The organism is Tessaracoccus luoxuelianae, from assembly GCF_055326245.1.
In genome coordinates this window covers 179,013-201,583 of sequence record NZ_JBUZNO010000006.1, presented here as the reverse complement: position 1 = coordinate 201,583, position 22,571 = coordinate 179,013, and the positions used below count along the sequence as shown (strand labels likewise).

Here is a 22,571-nt window from a genome sequence, read left to right as displayed (position 1 = left end):
CCTTGCACCGGGTTTCAAGAGTTGAAGCGGTTCTGCGTGGCGACGAGGCCCTCGCGCACCAGTAGCTCCACGGCGTCGGCGGCGACGGCCGCGTCCACCCGGAGGCCCTCGAGGTCTGCCGGCTTCATCTTCGCCAGCACCCAGGCGGCCGCGTCCTGCCTGCCCGGCGCCCGGCCGATGCCGACGCGCACCCGGTAGAAGTCGCCCGTGCCGAGGTGGGCGCGGATGGATTTGAGCCCGTTGTGCCCGTTGTCCCCGCCGCCGATCTTGACGCGCAGGCGGCCGGGTTCCAGGTCCAGCTCGTCGTGGATGGCGATCACGTGAGAGGGCTTGATCTTGTGGAACGCCGCGACGGCCTTGACCGCGGACCCGGAGTCGTTCATGTACGTGGTGGGCCTGGCCAGCACCAACTTGACGGGCGACGGCCCCGGGAGGGTCAGCGTCGCCAGCTCGGCGCGCATCCGGGAGTGGGAGGAAAAGGAGGAACCGTAGCGGTCCGCGAGGTCCGCTACGGCCCAGAACCCGACGTTGTGCCGGGTGGCCTCGTAGGTCGGGCCCGGGTTGCCGAGCCCGACCACGAGGTAGGTGGAATCGGTCACTCGGCCGCGACGGCGCCCTCAGCGGCAGCAGCCTCGGGCTCGTCGCCGAGGTCCTGCACCGGCGCCTGGCCGACGCTGACCACCACGACGTCCAGCGCGACGGCCGCCTCGACGCCCTCAGGCAGCGGGATGTCCCCGACAGTCAGGTGCGAACCGGAGGAGAGGCCCTCGATCGAGACGACGAACTCGGTGGGGATGCTGGCGGCCGGGGCCAGGACGCTCAGGTTGTTGAGCTCGTGGTTGACCAGGGTGCCGCGCTCGGCCTCGCCGGTGAACGTCAGCGGGACGTCGACCGTGACCTTCTCGCCCGCCTTGATCAGCACGAGATCGATGTGATCGATGGAGTGCAGGATGGCGTGGCGCTGGACCTGCTTGGGCAGCGCGAGGAACGGCGTCTTGTCGCCCTCCACCGTGATCTGGAGCAGCACGTTGGGCTGACGCAGCGCGAGGAAGGTCTCCCGGGCCGGCAGCGCGAGGTGCACGGGATCGGTGCCGTGACCGTAGAGGACGGCGGGGGTGGATCCGGCGCGGCGGAGCCTGCGCGAGGCGCCCTTGCCGAACTCGGTGCGGGTGGTGGCGGTCAGGTTGACATCTGCCATGGTGAATCTCCTCAAGCTGTGGATATCTGCGCGTGCGGGCGCCGAGCGAGGAAAAGAGCTAGTCGATCACGGACCCTGGGGGTCCCTCGCCAGGCAGCCCGCCAAGCTTACCCCAGCCGCTCCGGGGCGCGCCAATCGGATCTACAGGACGAACTGGTTGGGGCGGGGGGCCTCGAAGCTCTTGCTGCCGCGATACATCTCCACCGATTCGCGCAGCGCCGTGAGGAAGTAGGGCGGGAAGTCCATGCCCTTCTCGTTGGCCCACAGCAGCTTCGCCTCGAGGCGCCCGATCTCGCGCGCGTAGATCTCGATCTCGGCGTCGATGCCGAGCTCGGCCATCACACCGCCGAACTCCTGCTGGTAGTACTTCACGTAGTCGACACCCACCATCGTGAACGATTTCGAGCGCAGCAGCCGCGCCACCTGCACCTGCCAGGGCTTGAGCTCATCGTCCTGCACCATCTTCTCGGCGCTCATCCTGTAGAACGCGAAGTGCCCGGGCTCCTGCTGCTTGATGGGGTGGATGATCGTCTCGGCGATGGCCGTCTCCCCCATGCGGGTGAGCTCCTTGATCAGCGACGAGTAGGCCAGCACCGCCTGCCGCTCTGTCGACGCGCCGGTCAGGTAGTAGAGCATGCGCGAGATGTCGTGGATGGGCTCCCAGTGCGCGAGCGCGCCGAGCAGCTTCATCCGGAGCGGGATGCTCATGAAGGGCTCCTGCGGCTCCATCCCGAGGTCGCCTTGAAGCTGATCCAGGAGGTAGCCGTGGGCCATCTCCTGGTCGTACCAGACGTCCTGATAGAAGATGCGGTCTACCTCGCTGACGTTCGGCAGTACGGTCAGGAGCTCCAGGACGTTGCGGTCCACCTCGAGCTCGACGCGGGCCAGGTAGTCGATGACGTGGGCGAACCGGGTGCGGACCAGCTCCGGGTTGCGCACGGTGCGGTCCGCGGAGGCGAGTTGGATGGGCGGGTGCTTGTCCCCCAACTGGAGCACGAAGGCCCGAAGCGATGCGTCTGTGATCTTCGCGGCCATGGCAGCCTCCCCTCGCTATCGACTCAAGCATGGCCCATCTCCCCAAGTGGGATGCCGTCTCGTCCACCGTGTGGGCCGGCGTCAGCGGGCCAGCGCAGCCGTGGACGAACGCTCGATCAGCTCCGGCCTGATCACGTGACGTGTCGGCGGGCGAGCGGGGTCGGCCAACTCGTCGAGCAGGATCTGGGCCCCGACGGACCCCATCTCGTCGCCGTGCTGGGCGACGGTGGTGAGCGTCACGGGGCCACCCCAGGCGTTGATGTTGGCGTCGCAGCCCATCACCAGCACCTCACCGGGCACCGGCACGCCCCCGGCCGCCAGAACCTGGATGATGGCCATGCCGGTGAGGTCGGCCACGCACACGACACCGTCAGGGCGCAGCTGAGGATCCATGGCCAGCAGCTGACGCCCGGCGACGATGCCACCCGCGATCTGCAGATCGCTGGTCTTGATGTCGAGCAGGTCGACGGCCTGCGACTCCGCGACCGCCCGGGCGACGCCCCGCCGACGCTCGTCGGCCGGCTGGAGCGATTCGGGGACCCCGACGAAGGCGAGGCGGCGGCAGCCACGGCCGATCAGATGGCTGGCCGCGAGGTAGCCCACGTGCTCGTTGTCCACCAGGACCGTGGACCACGAGGCACCCGGTGTGTCGTGGTTGAGGACGACGACGCGTCGGCCGTGGGAGCCGAGCCGATCGATGTCATCGTCGGGGTCGAACTGGGGCGCCAACAGGATGCCTGCCACCCGCGTCTCGTCGAAGTAGTCCAGATGCTCGCGCTGCTGGCGCTGGTCGGTGTCGGAGTCGGTGATCACCAGTTGGTGGCCCCGCTCCCGAATGGTGGCCTGAGCGCCTCTGGCGATGTCCACGAAGAGGCTGTTGCTGAGGTCGAACACGTTGAGCCCGATGGTGTGCGAGGTAGCCCCGACGAGGGAGCGGGCATTGAGGTTGCGCACGAAGCCGAGGCGGGTGATCGCGGCCTGCACCCGCTCGACGGTCTCCGGTCGGCAACCCTGCGGCTTGTTGAGCACGTTGGACACCGTGCCGAGAGAGACGCCCGCCTCGCGGGCGACGTCGTTCATGCTGGGCAGGCGCCCCCCGGCGCGCGGATTCATAGGCAGCAATGTAGGCGCTCCGAAGATGAAACGCTCCATTCGCCGCGAAACGGAACCCAGAACAGGGCTTGACGAACTCCTCCCCTCGGGCCACCATAAGATGAAACGTTTCACGAGGAAGCGTCAGTCTCAACGTCGAGGAAGCAGATGACCACCACCACACGACTCCGAGTCGAGAACCGCCCCGTCTCCCCCACTGTCCTGGGCCTGGGCGATCCCTCCCCCCGCCTCTCCTGGCAGGTCACCGACGCCCCCGACGGCTGGGCGCAGTCCGCGTACGCCGTCGAAATCCAGAGAGAAGACTCCGCCACGGTTCACGAGACCGAGTCCGCCGAGCAGCTGTTCGTCGCCTGGCCGCAGGCGCCGCTCACCTCTCGCGAGCGTGTGGTCGTGCGCGTGCGGGCACAGGGCGCTGAAGGCGAGTGGGCCGCCTGGAGCGAGCCGGTGGCCGTCGAGGCCGGGCTCCTCGAGACCACCGACTGGAAGGCCCGGTTCATCTCCCCCGCGACCCTCGGTGGCATCCTCACCCCGGCACCCCTGCTCACCACCGAGTGGGACCTCCCCAGCGAGATCGTCAGCGCACGCCTCCATGTGACGGCGCACGGCCTCTACGAGATGAGCCTCAACGGTGAGCGCGTCGGCGACGAGTACCTCGCGCCCGGCTGGACCACCTACAGCCACCGCCTGCGCTACCAGACCCACGACGTCACCGACCTGCTGCACGAGGGCGCCAACGACGTGCGCGCACTGCTCGGCAACGGCTGGTACCGCGGGCGCCTCACCTGGGGCAACCGGCGTGCGCTGTACGGAGACAGGCTCTCCCTCCTCGCCCAGCTCGAGGTGGTCACCGCCGACGGCACCCGGCACATCCTCGGCACCGACGACACCTGGCGCGCCCACACCTGGCGCGTCCTCGCCGACGACATCTACGACGGCTGCACCACCGATCTGCGGATCACCGAGCCCCAGGGCGACGACGCCGTCGAGATTGTCGACGCCGACCTCAGCCTGCTGGTGGCCCCCGACGGCCCGCCCGTGCGCGTCACCGAGGTGGTGGCAGCCCAGAAGACGTGGCGCTCCCCGTCGGGCGCCCTTCTCATCGACTTCGGCCAGAACGTCGTCGGCTGGGTCCGCCTCATCGTGCGCGCGGAGTCCGGCCGCGAGGTGATCGTCACCCAGGCGGAGGTGCTCGAGCACGACGAGCTGGGCATCCGCCCTCTCCGCACCGCCAAGGCCACCGACACCTACTACCTCGCCGGCACCGGCGACGAGGTGCTGGAGCCCACCTTCACGTTCCACGGCTTCCGCTACGCCCGCGTCGACGGCGTCGAGGAGGCCGAGATCGTCTCCGCCGAGGCCGTGGTCATCCACAGCGACATGGAGCGCACCGGCTGGTTCGACTCCTCCCACGAGCTCCTCAACCGGCTGCACGAGAACGTGGTGTGGGGCATGCGCGGCAACTTCGTCGACGTGCCCACCGACTGCCCGCAGCGCGACGAGCGCCTCGGCTGGACCGGCGACATCCAGGTGTTCACCCCCACAGCCGAGTTCCTCTACGACAGCACCGGCTTCCTGCGCTCCTGGCTCCGCGACCTCGAGGCCGACCAGTTCGACGACGGCGGCGTGCCGATCGTGGTGCCCAACGTCCTCGGCGGCATGGTGGCCACCGCCTGGGGCGATGCCGCGGCGATCGTGCCCACCGTGCTGCACGAGCGCACCGGCGACGAGGCCGTCCTCGCCCGCCAGCTGCCGAGCATGCGCCGCTGGGTGGAATACCTGGACAAGGCTGCCGGCGACGACGGCGTGTGGTCCGGGGGCTTCCAGTTCGGCGACTGGCTGGACCCGACGGCGCCGCCGGAGGAGCCTGCCCGCGCCAAGGCGGATCCGGACGTCGTCGCCACCGCCCACGTCTACCGCAGCGCCGACTTCACGGCCCGCGCCGCGGCCATCGTGGGCGACTCCGACACCGAGGCCTACGCCCGCTCCGTGGCTGATCGGGCCCTGGCCGGTTTCCGGCGCGAGTTCGTGACCCCGGGTGGCCGCATCCTCAGCGACGCGCAGACCGTCTACGCCATGGCGCTGGTGTTCGACCTCCTGGAGACCGACGAGCAGCGCGCAGCGGCCGCCGCCCGGCTGGCAGACCTGGTGCGGGTCTCGGGCTTCCGGATCTCCACCGGCTTCGTGGGCACCCCGCTGGTGACCGATGCCCTGGCCGATGCCGGCCACGTCGAGACGGCCTACCGCCTGCTGCTGCAGACGGGCTGCCCCTCCTGGTTGTACCCGGTGACCATGGGCGCGACCACCATCTGGGAGCGCTGGGACTCGATGCTGCCCGACGGCACCATCAACCCCGGCGAGATGACCTCGTTCAACCACTACGCCCTGGGCGCGGTGGCGGACTGGCTGCATCGCACCGTCGCGGGCCTCGCCCCCGCCGCACCCGGCTACCGCCGGATCCGCATCGCGCCGCGCCCCGGCGGCGGCCTCACCCACGCCTCCGCCCGCCACCTGTCGCCCTTCGGCGAGATCGCGGTGGGCTGGAAGCGTGAAGGCGACGACGTGGTGGTCTCCGCCAGGATCCCCGCGGGCGTGACGGCCGAGGTGGACCTGCCTGGTGTCGCCGTCGAGGCGGGTTCCGGCACGCACGAGTGGCGCGTCAGCTTGCCCGAGCCGACGTACGGCCCGCCCGCGACCGTGCGCGACCTCATGGACGATCCCGCCCGATGGGACCGCTTCGTGGAAGGCACCATCGCAGCGCCCCTGCGGGGCATGGTGCACTTCACCGACGAGGCCTCAGTGGCCGACCGGATGGCTGCGCACCTCGAGGACCGTGTGGAGGTCCTGGTGGACGCCTTCACCCTTGGCGGCAGCGACGGCGGTCGGGACGAGATCCTGGCCGTGGTTCGGGAGAGCCTGACCTGACGAAACCCAGTTGGTTACGGCCGACGCTCTCCGGCGTCGGCCGTGACCAAACTGAGACCTGGAACCCCTTGACAGGGAGACCAGCAACATTTTAACCTTTCCACATGCAGATGAAACGTTTCATCTGATTGAGTCCGTCGAAATCACACTGCTCGTCGACAACTCCGAAACCTCGCTCCTCACGGCGCAGGCCATCGCCGACGGCTTCAACGCCGCCCAGGAGGAGGTCGTCGTGGAGATCGAATCGCGACCCCAGGGCGCCGATGGCGACAACATCGTCAAGACCCGCCTCGCCACCGACGAGATGAGCGACGTGTTCTGGTACAACTCCGGATCACTGCTCCAGGCACTGGACCCCACCACCACGCTGGTCGACCTCTCCGGCGAGGCCCTTGCCGAGCGTGTCGACGACACCTTCAAGACCGCCGTGAGCAGCGGCGACGCCATGTTCGGCGTCCCCGTCGGCCAGGCCATGGGCGGCGGCATCCTCTACAACAAGGCCGTCTACGCGGACCTCGGCCTCGAGGTCCCCACCACCTGGGACGAGTTCATGGCCAACAACGAGGCCATCAAGGCAGCCGGCATCGATCCCGTCATCCAGAGCTACGGCGACACCTGGACCTCGCAGCTGTTCATTCTGGCCGATTTCTACAACGTGACCGCGGTTGAGCCCGATTGGGCCGAGCAGTACACCGCCAACCAGGCCAAGTACGTCGACGAGCCCGCGCTCAAGGGATTCCAGCGGCTCCAAGAGGTCTACGAGGCCGGCTACGTGAACGAGGACTTCGCCACCGCGAAGCTGGATCAGGCGCTGAACCAGCTGGTGACCGGCTCCGGCGCGCACTACCCGATGCTCTCCTTCGTGATCAACACCTACGTCGGCCTGTCGGACGACGCCGCTGAGAACATCGGCTTCTTCGCCCAGCCGGGCGACGACGCGGCCAAGAACGGCCTCACCGCCTGGACCCCGGCCGGTCTCTACATCCCGAAGACCACCGAGGGCGATCAGCTCGAGGCGGCCAAGAAGTTCGTGGACTGGGTGGCCACCCCCGAGGCCTGCGACGCGCAGACCGCCGCGGTGACCCCCACCGGCCCGTACCTGGTCGAAGGCTGCGAGCTCCCCGCCGACCTGCCGGCCGCAGTGGGAGATCTCCAGACCTACTTCGACAACGGCATGGCCAGCCCGGCTCTTGAGTTCCTGTCCCCCGTCAAGGGCCCGAACCTCGAGAAGATCACCGTCGAGGTCGGCTCCGGCATCCGCTCCGCCGCTGACGGCGCCCAGCTCTACGACCAGGACGTCGAGAAGCAGGCCCAGCAGCTGGGCCTCGAGGGCTGGTGATCCACCCCGGCCCGTGAGGGCCGGCACACACCCGCGGAGGGTGGGGGTCGTTCGCTCCTCCCCCACCCTCCTCCCTTGTCCCCGCGACACTGAAACCAGCGGCACCGCAGCCGCCCACGACGACGTGACCTTCAGCCATCAGGAGCCTCCATGTCCGCCATCCACTCCCCACCGCGCGCGGCTGCCGGGCCGCAGTCGGCCGCCAAACCTCGCATCTCCCCCGTGCACATCGACAAGAGCTACCCGCTGTGGTTCTTCCTACCGGGCGGCATCGTGTTCATCGCCCTCTTCATCGTCCCCACCGTCCTGTCCTTCTACTTCGCGTTCACCAGGTGGACGCTGTTCAAGGCCACGTTCGTCGGCTTCGACAACTTCGTCACCTTCTTCAGCGAGCCCGGCCTCGTCGGCGCGCTGATCAATACGCTCATCTACGCGTTCGTCACCTCGGGCGCCAAGGTGGTGCTGGGCATGCTGCTGGCCGTCATCCTGGTCCAGCAGATCTGGGCGCGCGGCTACCTGCGCTCGGTCACCTTCTTCCCGGTGCTGGTCTCGGCCGTCGGCGTGGGCCTCACGTTCCAGGTGCTGCTCAACCCCACGTCGGGCGTGGTCAACGCAGCCCTGGGCGTGGTCGGCATCGAGGGCCCCCGTTGGCTCGTCGACCCCAACATCGCGCTGCTCACCGTGGCCGCCATCGACGTCTGGAAGGGCATCGGCCTGGCCACACTGATCTACATCGCCGGCCTGGTGGCCATCCCCCAGGAGTACTACGAAGCCGCCAAGGTGGACGGCGCCAGCGCGTGGGACATCTTCCGCAGCATCATGCTGCCGCTCTCGTTCCCCGCCACCTCGACGGTGATCATCCTGTCGCTGATCGGCGGCCTGCGCTCCTTCGACCTCATCTGGACCACCACCCAGGGCGGTCCCGGCTTTGCCTCGGACGTCATCGCCTCGGTGATCTACAAGCAGTACCAGGCGGGCTTCTACGGCCTCTCCACCGCGGGCAACGTCATCCTCTTCATCGTCGTGACCGCGATCATCTACCCGCTCTCGCGGTGGCTCAACTCAAAGGAGGTGGCCCAGTGACCAGGATGAAGCCCATCGGCTACATCATCGGGATCATCGGGATCGCGCTCACCAGCGTCATCTTCCTGCTCCCCTTCGCCTTCATCCTGCTCACGGCCATGAAGCCGCAGAAGGAGGCCAACCTTCTGCAGTTCTCCTGGCCCGAGCAGATCGTGCTGTGGGAGAACATCGTCACGGTCATCCAGACCCGGGACTTCATGCTCATCATCGCGTTCATCAACTCCACCATCCTCACCGTGGCCAGCGTCACGCTGATGGTGATCTTCGGCGCGATGGTCGCCTACGTGCTGCAGCGTCGCAAGAGCTGGCTGAACCCGTGGATCAACGGTCTCGTGCTCGCCGGCCTCATCATCCCGCCCGCCGTCGTGCCCACCATCTGGGTGATGCAGACGCTCGGCATCTTCAAGACGCTGCCCGGCCTGATCCTCATCGAGGTGGCGTTCGGCCTGTCGTTCACCGTCCTCATGATGCGTGCGTTCATCGCCGGGATCCCCAAGGAGATCGACGAGGCGGCCATCGTCGACGGCGCCGGGCCGATGCGGCTGTTCTTCCAGGTGGTCCTCCCGCTGCTCCGGGGCGTCATCATCACCGTCGTGGTGGTGCAGTCGGTGTTCGTGTTCAACGACTTCCAGAACCCGCTCTACTTCCTCCCGGGGGACCAGAACGCCACGGTGCAGCTGACGCTGTTCAACTTCCAGAGCCAGTTCAACACGTCCTACAACCTGCTGTTCACCAACATCATGCTCATCACCATCCCGCCGCTGATCATGTACATCTTCTTCCAGCGCCAGATCGTGGCCGGGATGACATCGGGAGCGGTGAAGGGATGACCATCGCGACGGGGTCGTCGTCGCGGCGCCCTCGTCGTCCGCGGCCCGAGGGGGGTCGGCGCGTAAAGTATGCGCAGCCCCCCGAATCCGAACGGAGTCCGGTGAACCATCCGCGCCTCAGCATGCGTGACGTGGCCGAGATGGCGCGCGTGTCCATCGGCACCGTGTCCAACGTCATCAACAACCCCGAGCGGGTACTCCCGGCAACCCGTGAGCGCGTGGAGGAGGCTATCCGCCACCTTGGCTGGGCGCCCAATCAACAGGCTCAGGCGCTGCGGGCCGGGAAGAGCAAAGTAATCGGGCTGGCCGTGATGGACGTGGCCAACCCGTTCTTCGCCGACGTCCTGCGCGGCGCCCAGGGCAGGCTGGAGGAGGCGGGCTACGCGGCCACCATCGGTGACTCGGACAACCGCCCTGAGCGGGAGGCCTCCGCGCTGCGCTCGTTCCGGGACCAGCGGGTCCGGGGCGTGATCCTCGGGCCGATCGGCGCCACGCCACCAGAGGTCGACGCCCTGCTCCAGGCGCGCATCCCCACAGTGCTGGTGGACCGGGCCCACGGCGGGACAGGCTGCACCGTCGGTGTCGACGACGTGGCGGGCGGGCGGATCGCGGCCGAGCATCTCATCGCCCAGGGGCACACGGCGCTCGCCTTCGTCGGCGGCCCGTCGTCGCTGGCGCAGGTCAGGGATCGACGCGAGGGTGCCGAGCGGGCCGCGGCTGCGGCCGGCGTCAGCATTCTCGCGATCTCCGTCAACGCTCTTGACTTCGCGTCGGGCCGTGCGGCGGCGGAGCAGCTGGCGCTGCTGTCGGCCACGGAGCGCCCCACGGGGATCTTCTGCGCCAACGACATGATCGCGATCGGGCTCCTGCAGGGCCTGGTGGCGGCCAGGATCAGAGTCCCGCACGACGTGGCCATCGTCGGCTACGACGACATCGACTTCGCCGCCGCCGCGGCCGTGCCGCTGTCCTCCGTGGCGCAGCCGAGGCGCGAGCTCGGGTCCTCCGCGGCAGAACTCCTGCTGCAGGAGCTGGAGGACCAGGACCACGGCCGCCCGCACGAGCACCGCACGATCACCTTCACCCCCACCCTGGTAGCCCGGGCATCAAGCGTCTCGTAGTACCCCCGGCGTTGACCCCACACCCACAGAGTTGTATCGTTTCAATCAATCGCCTGAAACGATTAAAGCGCGAGGAGGCGCCCACCATGATCAGCACCATCAGCAAGCAACTCGAGGACCAGGTCATCGAGGTCCCGTCGTGGGCCTACGGCAACTCGGGCACCCGGTTCCGCGTGTTCGGCACCCCCGGCACCCCCCGAACCATCCAGGAGAAGCTGGCCGACGCCGCCCAGGTGAACCTGTACACCGGCCTGTCGCCGAAGGTCGCCCTGCACTACCCCTGGGACAAGGTCGAGGACTGGAGCGCGCTCAAGACCTACGCCGCCGATCTGGGCGTCGAGCTCGGCACGGTGAACTCCAACACGTTCCAGGACGAGGCCTACAAGTTCGGCAGCCTCGCCCACAACGACCCAAAGGTCCGCCAGATGGCGATCGACCACCACCTCGAGTGCCTGGGCATCATGACCGAGATCGGCTCGCAGGACCTCAAGATCTGGCTCGCGGACGGCTCCAACTACCCCGGCCAGGGCGACATCCGCCGTCGTCAGGACTGGTTGGCAGACTCCCTGGCCAAAATCTACAGCCAGCTCGGCGCGGAGCAGCGCCTGGTGCTGGAGTACAAGTTCTTCGAGCCGGCCTTCTACCACATGGACGTGCCGGACTGGGGCACCTCCTACGCGCACGTCAACGCGCTCGGCGACCGCGCGCTGGTCTGCCTCGACACGGGCCACCACGCGCCTGGCACCAACATCGAGTTCATCGTCGCCCAGCTGCTGCGCCTCGGGAAGCTCGGCTCGTTCGACTTCAACTCGCGCTTCTACGCCGACGACGATCTCGTGGTGGGCGCGGCCGATCCGTTCCAGCTGTTCCGCATCCTCTGGGAGGTGCGCCGCGGCGGCGGCCTCGACCCGGCCAACGGCGTGGCGTTCATGCTGGACCAGTGCCACAACGTCGAGGACAAGATCCCCGGCCAGATCCGCTCCGTGCTCAACGTCCAGGAGATGACGGCCCGCGTGCTGCTCGTCGACGCCGACGCCCTGCAGGACGCCCAGGACTCCAACGACGTCCTCGGCGCCAACGCCATCATGATGGACGCCTTCTACACCGACGTGCGGCCCATGCTGGCCGAGTGGCGCGAGTCGCGGGGGCTGGCCGGCGACCCCATGAAGGCGTTCGCCGATTCGGGCTACCTCGCCAAGATCGCTGAGGAGCGCGTGGGCGGGGCTCAGGCGGGCTGGGGAGCCTGATGCCGAAGCAGTCCGTCATCGCGGTGGACCTCGGCGCGACGAGTGGCCGGGTGGTGCTGGCCACGTTCGCCGAGGGTCGCGTCTCGCTGAACGAGGTGCACCGCTTCTCCACCGCCGCCCGCCAGACCGACGACGGGCTCCGGCTCGACGTGGTGGCGCTTTTCGACGAGATCCAGGCGGGCATCGGCCGCGCGATGGAGGCCGCCCCGGACGGGGTGGCCGCGCTCGGCATCGACTGCTGGGCCGTCGACTACGGGCTCATCGGCGATGACGGACTGCTCGAGCTCCCCTTCAACTACCGCGACCCCCGCACCGAGCGCGGCCGCGCCCTCGTGCGCGAGCGGATCAGCGAGGAGGAGCTGTACTCCCGCGTCGGCCTGCAGGACGTGCCGTTCAACACGGTCAACCAGTTGGCCGACGACGAGGCTGCCGGCCGGCTGGACCGCGCCACACGGTTCCTCCTCCTCCCCGACCTGCTCGGCTACTGGCTGACAGGCAAGGCGGTCGCGGAGCGCACCAACGCGTCGACCACCGCCCTGCTCGACCCCCTGACCGGCCAGTGGGACTGGGACCTGATCGAGCGCCTGGGCCTCCCCCGCCGGATCTTCGCCGACGTGGTCGAGCCGGGCGCCGTCGTCGGTCCGATCACGACGGGTCCGGCCGCCGGCGTGCCGCTGGTGGCCGTCGGCTCGCACGACACTGCCTCCGCCGTCGTCGGCGCACCGCTGGAGGCCGACGACGTGTTCATTTCGTCGGGCACCTGGTCCCTCGTCGGCATGGAGCTCGACGCGCCGATCCTGACCGAGGAGTCGCGGCAGGCCAACCTCACCAACGAGGGGGGCGTGGACGGCACCGTCCGATACCTCAAGAACGTGATGGGGTTGTGGATCCTCTCCGAGGCGGTCCGCACCTGGGCGGCGGCCGGCCGTGAGTACTCCGTCCCGGACCTGGTGGAGGCCGCCCGCGCCGTCACCGACGCCCCGCACTTCGACGCCACCCATCCCAGCCTGCTCCCGCCCGGCGACATGGTGAGCCGGGTCAAGGCGCTGGCCGGCGGCGACGGGCGGCTCGAGGACCCCGCTGTGTTCACGCGCGCCCTCATCGAGTCCCTGGCTGATGCCTACGCCGGCGTGATCTCCGAGCTCGCTGCGATCACCGGCCGCTCCCCGCGCCGCGTCGTCGTGGTGGGCGGGGGTAGCCAGAACAGGCTGCTCGCGCAGCGCACTGCCGACCGCACATGCCTTCCCGTCTCGGCCGGCCCGGTCGAGGCCACGGCGCTCGGCAACTGCCTGATCCAGGCCCGCTCCGTCGGCATCCTCTCCGGCTCCCTCTCAGACCTCAGAAAGACCGTGATGGCTTCCACCACCGTGACCCAGTTCCTCTCCCGCCCCGAGCTCGAGCTCGCCGAGATCACCGCGCTGTCCCACGAGTTCGGCGCGAATCCCGCGTTCACCCGCGCGGGCGGTGGCAACTCGTCGGCGAAGGCCGACGGCGTGCTGTGGATCAAGCCGAGCGGCGTCTCGCTGGCCTCGATCACCGCCGAGGACTTGGTGCCGCTGGACATGCAGGTGCTGCTGAACTCCCTCGACGCCCCGGACCCCGACCCGAGCCTTGGCGACCCGGTCAACCACATCGCCGGGCTCGCCCGCCGCGACGACGGCCCCCGCCGTCCGTCGGTGGAGATCCTGTTTCACGCGCTGATCCCGGACACCTACGTGTTCCACACGCATCCGCTGCTGATCAACGCCATCACCTGCAACGCCGACGGCGAGCACCTGACTGCCGAGATGTTCGGCAACGACGTGCTCTGGGTGTCCTACGTGGACCCCGGCCTTCCGCTTGCCCGCGAGATCGCGGCGCGGCGCGAGGACTTCACCTCACGCACCGGCCAGCCGGCGCCCAAGGCGACGTTCCTCATGAACCACGGCCTCATCGTCGCCGGCGACAACCCGGACGACGTGCGTGCCGAGAGCTATCGGATCCTTGCCAGGATCGAGGAGGCGGTGGCGTCGGCGTCCGCCGACGAGCCCTCGACTCCGTCCGGTGCGGACCTGGGCGCCGTCGCGGAGGCGTTCCGCGCGGCCCTGGGCGCGGTGGCTGTGGCAACCGACGAGGGCGGCATCGCCCGCAGCTTCCCGGCCACCGAGACCGGTGCGCGGTTCCTCGTCGAGGGCCCGCTGATCCCGGACCAGATCGTCTACGCCGGTTCGTTTCCGCTCGTGGTGACCACTGCCGACGAGCTGCCGGGCGCGCTGGCCGCGTTCCGCGAGGCGCGCGGGGTGGACCCGGTGATCGTGGTGGTGCCCGGCGCCGGCGTGGCCGCGGTCGGCGACTCCGAGAAGTCCGCCACCACGGCGCTGCAGGTCTATGTCGACGCCCTGACCGTGGGCCGTGCCGCGACCGCACTGGGCCGCGTGCGGGCCCTCAACGAGGCGGAGCGCCGCTTCATCGAGACCTGGGAGGCCGAGGCGTACCGACAGCAGGTGGCCAAGGCCTGACGGCGCCCTCGCGGCGACGCGGCGGACGAAACTACGAGACGCCCCCGAAGAGCGAGGTGACCGAGCCGTCGAGGAACACCGCGTTGATGGCCTTGGCGATCAACGGAGCGATGGACAGCACCGTCAGGTTGTTGATGGGCTGCTCCGTGCGGATGGGCAGCGTGTTGGTCACGATGATCTCCGAGACGTTCGCGCCGTTGAGCCGCTCGACCGCGGGGCCGGAGAAAATGGCGTGCGTTGCGGCGGTGATCACCTTGGACGCACCCCGGTCATGCAGGGCCTGGGCTGCCTGCGCGATGGTGCCGGCCGTGTCGATCATGTCGTCGACCAGCAGGCACACCTTGCCCTCGACATCGCCCACCACCTCATGCACGGCCACGGTGTTGGCCTTGTCGTGGTCACGCCGCTTGTGGACGATGGCCAGCGGGGTGCCGAGCACGTCGGTCCACATGTCGGCCAGCCGCACCCGGCCGGCGTCGGGGGAGACCACGCACATGTTGCCCACGTCGTAGTTCTTCTTGACGTAGTCCGAGAGCACCGGCAGCCCCCACAGGTGGTCGACGGGGCCATCGAAGAAGCCCTGGATCTGGGCGGCGTGGAGGTCTACGGACATGATCCGGTTGGCGCCTGCAGCCTTGTACAGGTCCGCGACGAGCCGCGCCGAGATGGGCTCGCGGCCGAGGTGCTTCTTGTCCTGGCGCGCGTACGGGTAGAAGGGCGCCACCACCGTGATCCGCTTGGCGGAGGCCCGCTTGAGCGCGTCCACCATGATGAGCTGCTCCATCAGCCACTCGTTGACCGGCGCGGTGTGGGACTGGATGACGAAGGCGTCGCAGCCCCGCACGGACTCCTCGAAGCGCACGTAGATCTCGGAGTTGGCGTAAGTGAGCGCCCGCGTGGGCACGATCGGCTCGTCCATGAGGGTGGCCACCTCCTGCGCCAGCTCGGGATAGGCCCGCCCGCTGAAGAGCATGAGGTGCTTGTTGTTCTTGGCGATCTGCGACACGTCGATCAGGCCTTCTTCTTCGCTCGGGACTCCAGAACAGCAGGGTGGATGCTGCCGTCGTGCTCGGCCGCCGCGGCGGCCGCCTTCGAATCAGGGCGGCGATCGGCCGTCCAGCCGTCGATGTTGCGCTGCCTGCCACGCGCCAGCGCGAGGCTGCCGGCCGGCACGTCATCGGTGATCGTGGAGCCGGCGCCCACCAGGGCACCCGCCCCGATGTCGACGGGCGCGACGAGCACGGAGTTGGAGCCGACGAAGGCGCGCTTGCCGACGTGGGTCGTCGACTTGTAGACGCCGTCGTAGTTGGCGAAGATCGTGCCGGCTCCGATGTTGACGCCCTCGTCGATGACCGCGTCCCCGACGTAGGTGAGGTGCGGCACCTTGGCGCCGTCGCCGATCACCGCGTTCTTGGTCTCGACGAAGGTGCCGATCTTGCCGCCCTTGCCCAGTTCGGTGCCGGGCCTCAGGTACGCGAACGGGCCGACGGTGGCGTTCTCGCCGATCACGGCGAAGGACCCGTGCGTGCGGATCACCTCGGCGCCGGGGCCCACCTCGACGTCCATGAGTGTGGTGTCCGGGCCGATGATGGCGCCCTCCCCCACCGTCGTGGCCCCTTGGAGGATGACGCCGGGCATGAGCACGACGTCTCGGGCGAGGTCCACGTCCACGTCGATCCACGTGCTGGACGGGTCAACCATGGTGACCCCCGCCATCATCCACGCGTCGCGGATCCGGCGGTTCATTTCGAGGTTGATCCGGGCCAGTTGGACGCGGTCGTTGACTCCCTCGGTCTGCCACACGTCATCGATGAGGTGGGCGCCCACGCGCTGCGAGCGTGAGTGGGCGTAGGTGAGCACGTCGGTGAGGTACTGCTCGCCCTGGGCGTTGTCGGTGGTGAGTGAGGCGAGGCCCTCGCGGAGCGTGGCAGCGTCGAAGACATAGATGCCGGAGTTGATCTCGTCGATGGCGCGCTGCTCGTCGGTGGCGTCCTTGTGCTCAACGATCCCGGTCACCGCGTCCCCGTCGCGGATGATGCGGCCGTAGCCGGTGGGGTCCTCGACGCGCGCGGTCAGCACCGTGACCGAATGGTGATGGGCGCGGTGCACGGCCACCAACTGGCGGAGGGTGTCTCCCGTCAGCATCGGCACGTCCGCGTAGGTGACCACCACGTCGCCCTCCAGCTCACCGAGACCCGCGAGCCCGCAGGCGACGGCGTGCCCGGTGCCCAGCTGGTCGTCCTGGACGGCCGTGGTGACCGCCTCGGAGAGCTTCTCGAGGTGGTCAGAGACCTGTTCTCGCAGATGCCCCACCACCACGACGAGGTGAGCCGGGTTGAGCGCGGCGGCCGCGGAGACGGCGAAGCTCAGCATCGGCTTGCCCCCCACCTCATGGAGCAGCTTCGACTTGGCGGACTTCATGCGGGTCCCGCCGCCTGCGGCGAGGACGACTACGGCCGCGACGGGCGCGAGGTCGCTGTCAGTGGTGGACACGGGTGTTTCTCCTTCGGTCGCCGACCGCGAGCTCCCCCCGGGGCTCACCCGGTCAAAATACCAGCCCCGCGCCCGCCACTGCGCGGACTCCGGGCGGGCCGTCCTTGAAACCGTTATCAGAAATGTGGTTGACTGGCCGCGACCGCGCGACAAGGGAGTGACCGTGACCGAACTGACCTGGGGGCACGCTGGGCTGGCGCTGACCTTCACCACGGCGCCCGAAGGGCCGGTGGCACTGACCTCGGCAGGGGCTGACGGAGTGGAGGTCACCTCCGCCGAACCTGTCGGGCTCGTGCAGATCCTCACCACCACCTCGGGGCACGCGCTGGCCAGCACCCGCGTCGGCATGACAGCCCTGGGCGAGCGGCTGCGCTACCTCACGCATGAGGCGACCACGGACGGAGCCTGGCACCGTCTCCGCCTCACCCTCTCCGGCGACGGGATCCAGGCCGACGTGCTCCTGGCCTCCCCGGACGGCGTGGCCGCGTTCTCCTCCGAGGTCACCGTCACGGCCACCGGGGCGGCGCCGGTCTGCCTGCGGTCGGTCTCCTCCTGGGCCGCGCCTCTGGGCGTGCGCGACGCGGGCTCCTGGGAGTTCCACAGCGCCGCCAGCGACTGGCTGGCCGAGTCGCGGTGGAGCGCCCGCCCCTTCCGACCGGACCTGTTCCCGGCCATCGCGGCCCACCTCACCGGCGTCCGCCCGAGGGGCGCCGCGACACTCGTCTCCCGCGGCACCTGGTCCAGCGGCGAGCTCACCCCGGTGGCCGCCGCGACCTCGGACCCCGAGGGCGCGGCCTGGCTGTGGCAGGTGGAACACAACGGGCCGTGGCGGATCGAGGTGGGCGAGGAGCACGACGACTTCTCCGTGGCCCTGTCGGGCCCGACGGAGCTGGACCACGCCTGGTCCCTCGTCCTGGCCCCCGGCGAGTCCTTCACCACCGTCAAGGCCGCCGTCGCACTCGGCGCCACCCTCGACGACGCCGCCGCCGCGATGACCCGCTACCGACGCGCCGCACGACGGCCGCACCCGGACAACGAGCTCATGCCGGTGTGCTTCAACGACTACATGAATACGCTGGGCGGCGACCCCACCACCGACAAGCTCCTCCCCCTCATCGACGCCGCCGCGGAGGTGGGCGCGGAGGTGTTCTGCGTGGACGCCGGCTGGTACGACGACTCCGGCCACTGGTGGGACAGCGTCGGCGAGTGGCTGCCGTCCACCACCCGCTTCCCAGGGGGGCTCGACGAGGTGCTCGGCCGGATCCGCGGCCACGGCGTGACGCCCGGCCTCTGGCTCGAACCCGAGGTGATCGGCGTGCGCAGCCCGATGGCGGACCGACTCCCCGCGGAGGCGTTCCTGCAGCGGCACGGCCAGCCGATCGTCGAGCAGGACCGCTACCACCTGGACCTGCGTCACCCCGCGGCACGCGCCCACCTCGACGGCGTCGTCGACCGCCTGGTGAGCGACTTCGGCGTGGGCTTCTTCAAGCTGGATTACAACATCAACCCAGGTGCGGGCACGGACCACGCCTCCGACAGCGTCGGCCACGGCCTGCTGGAGCACTCGCGCGCCGTGCTGGCCTGGCTCGACGGCGTCCTCGACCGACACCCCGGGCTGATTCTGGAGAACTGCGGCTCCGGAGGAATGCGGGCGGACTTCGCCATGCTCAGCCGCCTTCAACTCCAGTCCACCTCGGACCAACAGGACTTCAGGCTCTACCCGCCGATCGCGGCGTCGGCGCCGATGCAGATGCTCCCCGAACAGGCCGCCAGCTGGGCCTATCCGCAGCACGGGATGGACCCGGAGGAGATCGCGTTCTGCCTGGTCACTGGGCTCGTCGGCCGCATCTATCTCTCCGGCTACCTCAACACCATGTCGGGTCCGGAGCTGGCGCTGGTGCGGGAGGCGGTGGACGTGGCCAAGGCTCTCCGCTCCGAGCTCCGGCACGCGCTCCCCTTCTGGCCGCTCGGGCTGCCAGCCTGGACGGACCCGGTGGTCGCCGTTGGACTCCGCACCGGAGACGACGCCCTCGTCGCGCTGTGGAAGCGGGAGGAGGCCGACGGCGTGGCGCTGCCGGTCCCCCACCTCACGGGCCGCCCCGTGACCGTCACGACCGTGTTTCCACAAGCCGCGGACGGCTGGGACCTGAGCTGGGACGCCACCTCCGGGACCCTCCACGCCGACACCGCCCTGACCACCAGCGCCCGCCTGATCCGGCTCACGCCCTCGGACCGCCGTGGATGAGGCGACGGCCCAGCCCGCGACCATCAAGGACGTGGCCGCGCTGGCCGGGGTCTCGGTGCCGACGGTGTCGCGGTATCTCACCGGCGCCGCGCGGATCAGCGACGACAAGCGCGCCCGCGTCGCCGCCGCCGTCGCGGAGCTGAACTTCACGCCCAATCCCGCCGCCCGGGCGCTGGGTGGGCGGGCGCCCGGGGTGGTCGCGGTACTGGCGGGCAACACGTCGCGCTACGGCTACGCCGAGACCCTCCGCGGGGTCGAGGAGGCGGCGCGGGCCGACGGCCACCTCGTCACCATCACCGCGCTCGACGGCGCCGGGGAGGCGGAGCTGGGCGCCGCCGTCGGCCTGGCGCTGTCCCAGCCCGTGGCCGGGGTGATCGTGCTGGCGTTCGACCCCGCGGGCGTGGCGGCCCTGAACCGGCTGCCCTCAGGGGTGCCAGCCGTGGCCCTGTCAGGGGGTCGTTTCGACGGGAGGGCGCAGATCGTGATCGGTGAGGACGCCGGCGCGTTCGCGCTGACCTCCCACCTCCTCTCCCTCGGACATCCGACGGTGCACCACGTGCGCGTCCCTTCCCCTGACGGCGATGGCGGCCGGACTGCGGGCTGGCGCCGGGCGCTGATCACGGCAGGCCGGCCGGTGCCCGCCATCATCGAGGCGGGTTGGGAGCCCGCCGAGGCGCGCCCCCTCGGCCGAGCGCTCGCCGGGCGCGACGAGGTGACGGCCGTGTTCTGCGGCAACGACGAGGTGGCCATGGGCGTGATCGCCGGCCTCCGGGACCGGGGCGTCAGGGTTCCGCGGGACGTGAGTGTCGCGGGGTTCGACGACCATCCCCTGGCGCAGCTGTGGAACCCGGCGCTCACCACCGTCGCGCAGGACTTCGCCGAGCTGGGCCGCCGCGGCTGGCAGCTCCTCCGCGACCGCGCCGTCGGAGAGTCCCTGATCACCCTCACCCCAGACCTCATCCTGCGCGCCAGCACCGCCGCACCCCGCCCCGGAAGGCCCGCCCGTGACCATTGACCGACTCCTCGTGGATTGCGCCTCCCCCGTGGGCTCCTTCCGCGGCGGGGCCTCCGGGACCCTGTACGGCCTGGGCGACGACGGCGTCCCCACCGCCGCGCTGCTCAACGGCGCCCACCTCACCAACACCAGCCAGAAGGCGCCGTTCGGGACGCAGCACCCCAGCGGCGACGCGCTCGCCGTCGAGGGCGCCTTCTTCGCCAAGCACGGCCGCGACATGTACATCTACATCCAGGACCACTACCCGGACTGGCCCTACCACGGCAGCCGGCGCCCCGGCGATGGCCCGGACGGCGCCTGGGCCTTCCTCGAGGTGGTGGAAAGGATCACCGAGGCCGTCGCCACCCGCTCGGCCCGGCCCGGTGACTACGTGCTGATCCCCTTCAACGAGCCCGACGGGGGCAACTGGTACCCGGAGTGGCCCGAGCACCGGGAGCAGTTCCTGGCCGACTGGCTGGCGGTCGTCGGCGTCATCCGCGGGGTCTGGGCGCGTCACGGCCTCGGCGAGCCGAGGATCGGCGGGCCGGGCGACATGCAGTGGCAGCCGGAGCGCACCGCCGACTTCCTGGACTACGCCGTCGTGCACGGCTGCCTGCCGGAGGTGTTCATCTGGCACGAGCTGGGCATCGACAACCTCGGCACCTACCGCGGCCACCTGCGCGAGTACCGCGCGATGGAGGCCGAGCGCGGGATCGAGCCCATCGACGTCAACATCACCGAGTACGGCATGCTCCGCGACATGGCCGTCCCCGGCCAGCTGATCCAGTGGCTCGCCATGTTCGAGGACACCAAGGTGGACGCCCAGATGGCCTACTGGAACTACGCGGGCAACCTGTCGGACAACACCGCCCGCGCCCACGGCGCCAACGGGGGCTGGTGGATGCTCAAGTGGTACGGCGACCTCGAGGGCTCGACGACGGTGTCGGTCACCCCTCCCCAGCCGGACGTGCCGGACACCCTCCAGGCGATCGCCGCCGTCGACGCCGGGAATGCGCGCGCCACGGTGCTGTGCGGAGGCGGCGACGGCGAGTTCGTCCTGGAGTTGACCGGCCTGGACCCGGCGGTGTTCGGGACGCTGGTCGACGTCGAGGTGCGCGAGGCGGTGCTGACGGGGGTCGACGGACTCCATGCGGCGCCGCGGATGGTGTCGTCGGTGCGTGGGGCGCTCGTCGAGGACGGCGGCCTGAGCTTGTCGGTCGCGCCGTACGACCGGTACTGCGCCTACCAGGCGCTCATCACGCCCGCCGTCGCCGGGCCACCGACCGCTGATCCGTGGCGCGCGACGGTGGAGGCGGAGGACACGATCCTCACGGCGGCCGAGGTGTCGCGCTACGACCCGAGGGCCGCGGAGGGCTGGCAGTTCCTGGCCGCGGGCGGGGCGGACGTGTCGTCGTTCCGGGAGGTTTCCTCGGCGGCCATGTGGACGGTGGAGGTGCCCCGCGACGGGACGTATCGCTTCCAGGCGATCGGCAGCGCCGCGGGCGAGCCCGGGCGGCACGCACTGTTCGTCGACGGCGTGTTCGCGGCCTTCGTCGACCACCCGGCGAGCCTCGCCCTCAACGAGCGGTCGCGGGGGAAGTACCGCGGGAGCGCGGAGACGCTCGGGCCGCTGGCCAAGGGGCGGCGGGAGCTGTCGCTTCGGACGAGCGTCGACGGGGTCTCGCTGCTCCCGGGGGCCGAGGTGACCCTGGACCGGTTCGCCCTGATGGACGCCACCGACGGCGATCCCACCGTCCACCCCGCCGCCACCTTCCGGCTGTTCGACGGCGCCCACCTGGACTGGACGACGGCGGGCGCGGGCGCGGCCCGGCTCTCCGGGGCCGGACGGGCCGACGTCTACGCCTCCGCCTGGGAGTCGGGCTATCACGACCTGGCGGTGCGGATGGTCGACGACGGCGGGCGCGGGGTCTCGCTCCGGGTCAACGGCCAGGACGCCGGAAGCGTCGGTGTCGCGGCGGGAGCGGCAGCCGGCGTCGACCGGGTGTTCCTGGCCCAGGGCATCAACGAGATCGAACTGAGCTGCCCGGGCGGGACCGCCCTGGTGCGGTCGCTGGTGGTGACGCGTACCGCTGACGTCGATGTGGTCCGGGTGCCCTGGCACGGGGGCGCCACCCTCCCCCGCGACGGGGCCCTGGCGGCGGCCGGCGAGTTCGTCGTGGTGGTCACCTACGCCAACGCGGAGCTGCGGGGCAGCCACGACTACAACCCCCAGGTGGTGGACCGCCGCCTGGAGGTGTGGGAGGGCGCGAGCCAGGCGGGCGACGCCCACGTCCGATACACCTACTCCTGGGACAACTTCTGGGAGCGGGCCATCCCCGTGACTCTGACCACTGCCGACCAGCCGCTGAGTCTGCTCAATCCCACCGGCGAACCGCCGCTCATCCGGGAGGTGAGAGTCGCTCGTCTGAGGCACCCCAAGCAGTGATCCTCACGCA

16 protein-coding genes are annotated in these 22,571 nt (G+C 70.0%); 10 read left to right on the top strand and 6 right to left on the bottom strand.

Going from position 1 to position 22,571, the window contains the following annotated elements; all coding sequences use genetic code 11:
* Positions 1–14: 14 nt before the first annotated feature.
* The 4 genes from pth to ACZK39_RS10900 all read right to left on the bottom strand — a co-directional run bounded on the left by pth (position 15) and on the right by ACZK39_RS10900 (position 3,313).
* Positions 15–599 (bottom strand): aminoacyl-tRNA hydrolase, encoded by a 585-nt coding sequence (pth, locus tag ACZK39_RS10915; protein WP_459054886.1) that lies wholly within the window; start codon positions 597–599, stop codon positions 15–17.
* Entirely contained in the window at positions 596–1,198 is a 603-nt protein-coding gene (locus tag ACZK39_RS10910) for a 50S ribosomal protein L25/general stress protein Ctc (protein WP_459054887.1), read from the bottom strand. The genes pth and ACZK39_RS10910 overlap by 4 nt, the downstream gene beginning before the upstream one ends.
* 141 nt (positions 1,199–1,339) lie before the next feature.
* On the bottom strand, positions 1,340–2,233 hold the full coding sequence (locus ACZK39_RS10905; RefSeq protein WP_459054888.1) for a GTP-binding protein LepA: 894 nt from the start codon (positions 2,231–2,233) through the stop codon (positions 1,340–1,342).
* Between the two features lie 81 nt (positions 2,234–2,314).
* Positions 2,315–3,313, bottom strand: coding sequence for a LacI family DNA-binding transcriptional regulator (locus ACZK39_RS10900; RefSeq protein WP_459054889.1), 999 nt, complete (start codon positions 3,311–3,313; stop codon positions 2,315–2,317).
* A gap of 180 nt (positions 3,314–3,493) precedes the next feature.
* Here ACZK39_RS10900 and ACZK39_RS10895 point away from each other — a divergent pair, with 180 nt between their 5' ends.
* From ACZK39_RS10895 to ACZK39_RS10865, 7 genes are all read left to right on the top strand, one after another.
* Positions 3,494–6,268 carry a family 78 glycoside hydrolase catalytic domain gene (locus ACZK39_RS10895; RefSeq protein WP_463613325.1) on the top strand — a complete coding sequence of 925 codons (2,775 nt, stop codon included), beginning with the start codon at positions 3,494–3,496 and terminating at the stop codon, positions 6,266–6,268.
* 58 nt (positions 6,269–6,326) lie between these two features.
* A complete protein-coding gene (locus ACZK39_RS10890; RefSeq protein WP_463613337.1) occupies positions 6,327–7,607 on the top strand; it encodes an ABC transporter substrate-binding protein in 1,281 nt (426 codons plus the stop codon).
* A 150-nt stretch (positions 7,608–7,757) separates the two neighbouring features.
* Positions 7,758–8,690: a carbohydrate ABC transporter permease gene (locus tag ACZK39_RS10885; RefSeq protein ID WP_182781793.1), complete on the top strand. Its 933-nt coding sequence runs from the start codon at positions 7,758–7,760 to the stop codon at positions 8,688–8,690.
* Positions 8,691–8,695: 5 nt separating this feature from the next.
* On the top strand, positions 8,696–9,520 hold the full coding sequence (locus ACZK39_RS10880; RefSeq protein WP_182781937.1) for a carbohydrate ABC transporter permease: 825 nt from the start codon (positions 8,696–8,698) through the stop codon (positions 9,518–9,520).
* 101 nt (positions 9,521–9,621) lie between these two features.
* Complete coding sequence (locus ACZK39_RS10875) at positions 9,622–10,638, top strand: LacI family DNA-binding transcriptional regulator (RefSeq protein ID WP_463613324.1); 1,017 nt, start codon at positions 9,622–9,624, stop codon at positions 10,636–10,638.
* Positions 10,639–10,724: 86 nt separating this feature from the next.
* Positions 10,725–11,885, top strand: a complete 1,161-nt coding sequence (rhaI, locus tag ACZK39_RS10870; RefSeq protein ID WP_182781792.1) for an L-rhamnose isomerase — start codon at positions 10,725–10,727, stop codon at positions 11,883–11,885.
* Entirely contained in the window at positions 11,885–14,383 is a 2,499-nt protein-coding gene (locus ACZK39_RS10865; protein ID WP_463613323.1) for an FGGY-family carbohydrate kinase, read from the top strand. The genes rhaI and ACZK39_RS10865 overlap by 1 nt, the downstream gene beginning before the upstream one ends.
* Positions 14,384–14,414: 31 nt before the next feature.
* Here ACZK39_RS10865 and ACZK39_RS10860 read toward each other — a convergent pair whose 3' ends face one another.
* The gene (locus ACZK39_RS10860) at positions 14,415–15,389 is read right to left on the bottom strand and encodes a ribose-phosphate diphosphokinase (protein WP_182781790.1); all 975 of its coding nucleotides are present in this window, start codon (positions 15,387–15,389) and stop codon (positions 14,415–14,417) included.
* Between the two features lie 5 nt (positions 15,390–15,394).
* Positions 15,395–16,876 carry a bifunctional UDP-N-acetylglucosamine diphosphorylase/glucosamine-1-phosphate N-acetyltransferase GlmU gene (gene glmU / locus ACZK39_RS10855; RefSeq protein ID WP_182781789.1) on the bottom strand — a complete coding sequence of 494 codons (1,482 nt, stop codon included), beginning with the start codon at positions 16,874–16,876 and terminating at the stop codon, positions 15,395–15,397.
* Positions 16,877–17,039: 163 nt separating this feature from the next.
* Here glmU and ACZK39_RS10850 point away from each other — a divergent pair, with 163 nt between their 5' ends.
* From ACZK39_RS10850 to ACZK39_RS10840, 3 genes are read left to right on the top strand one after another with little or no spacing between them, the layout of a single operon-like run.
* Positions 17,040–19,121, top strand: coding sequence for a glycoside hydrolase family 36 protein (locus ACZK39_RS10850; RefSeq protein WP_463613322.1), 2,082 nt, complete (start codon positions 17,040–17,042; stop codon positions 19,119–19,121).
* Positions 19,114–20,136, top strand: coding sequence for a LacI family DNA-binding transcriptional regulator (locus ACZK39_RS10845; RefSeq protein WP_463613321.1), 1,023 nt, complete (start codon positions 19,114–19,116; stop codon positions 20,134–20,136). The genes ACZK39_RS10850 and ACZK39_RS10845 overlap by 8 nt, the downstream gene beginning before the upstream one ends.
* Positions 20,126–22,561: a carbohydrate-binding protein gene (locus ACZK39_RS10840; RefSeq protein ID WP_463613320.1), complete on the top strand. Its 2,436-nt coding sequence runs from the start codon at positions 20,126–20,128 to the stop codon at positions 22,559–22,561. The genes ACZK39_RS10845 and ACZK39_RS10840 overlap by 11 nt, the downstream gene beginning before the upstream one ends.
* Positions 22,562–22,571: the final 10 nt, after the last annotated feature.

Coding starts and splice junctions, on each gene's coding strand:
- ACZK39_RS10910 (WP_459054887.1), bottom strand. CDS start 1,198: ATGGCAGATGTCAACCTGACCGCCACCACCCGCACCGAGTTCGGCAAG.
- ACZK39_RS10905 (WP_459054888.1), bottom strand. CDS start 2,233: ATGGCCGCGAAGATCACAGACGCATCGCTTCGGGCCTTCGTGCTCCAG.
- ACZK39_RS10900 (WP_459054889.1), bottom strand. CDS start 3,313: ATGAACGACGTCGCCCGCGAGGCGGGCGTCTCTCTCGGCACGGTGTCC.
- ACZK39_RS10895 (WP_463613325.1), top strand. CDS start 3,494: ATGACCACCACCACACGACTCCGAGTCGAGAACCGCCCCGTCTCCCCC.
- ACZK39_RS10885 (WP_182781793.1), top strand. CDS start 7,758: ATGTCCGCCATCCACTCCCCACCGCGCGCGGCTGCCGGGCCGCAGTCG.
- ACZK39_RS10880 (WP_182781937.1), top strand. CDS start 8,696: ATGAAGCCCATCGGCTACATCATCGGGATCATCGGGATCGCGCTCACC.
- rhaI (WP_182781792.1), top strand. CDS start 10,725: ATGATCAGCACCATCAGCAAGCAACTCGAGGACCAGGTCATCGAGGTC.
- ACZK39_RS10865 (WP_463613323.1), top strand. CDS start 11,885: ATGCCGAAGCAGTCCGTCATCGCGGTGGACCTCGGCGCGACGAGTGGC.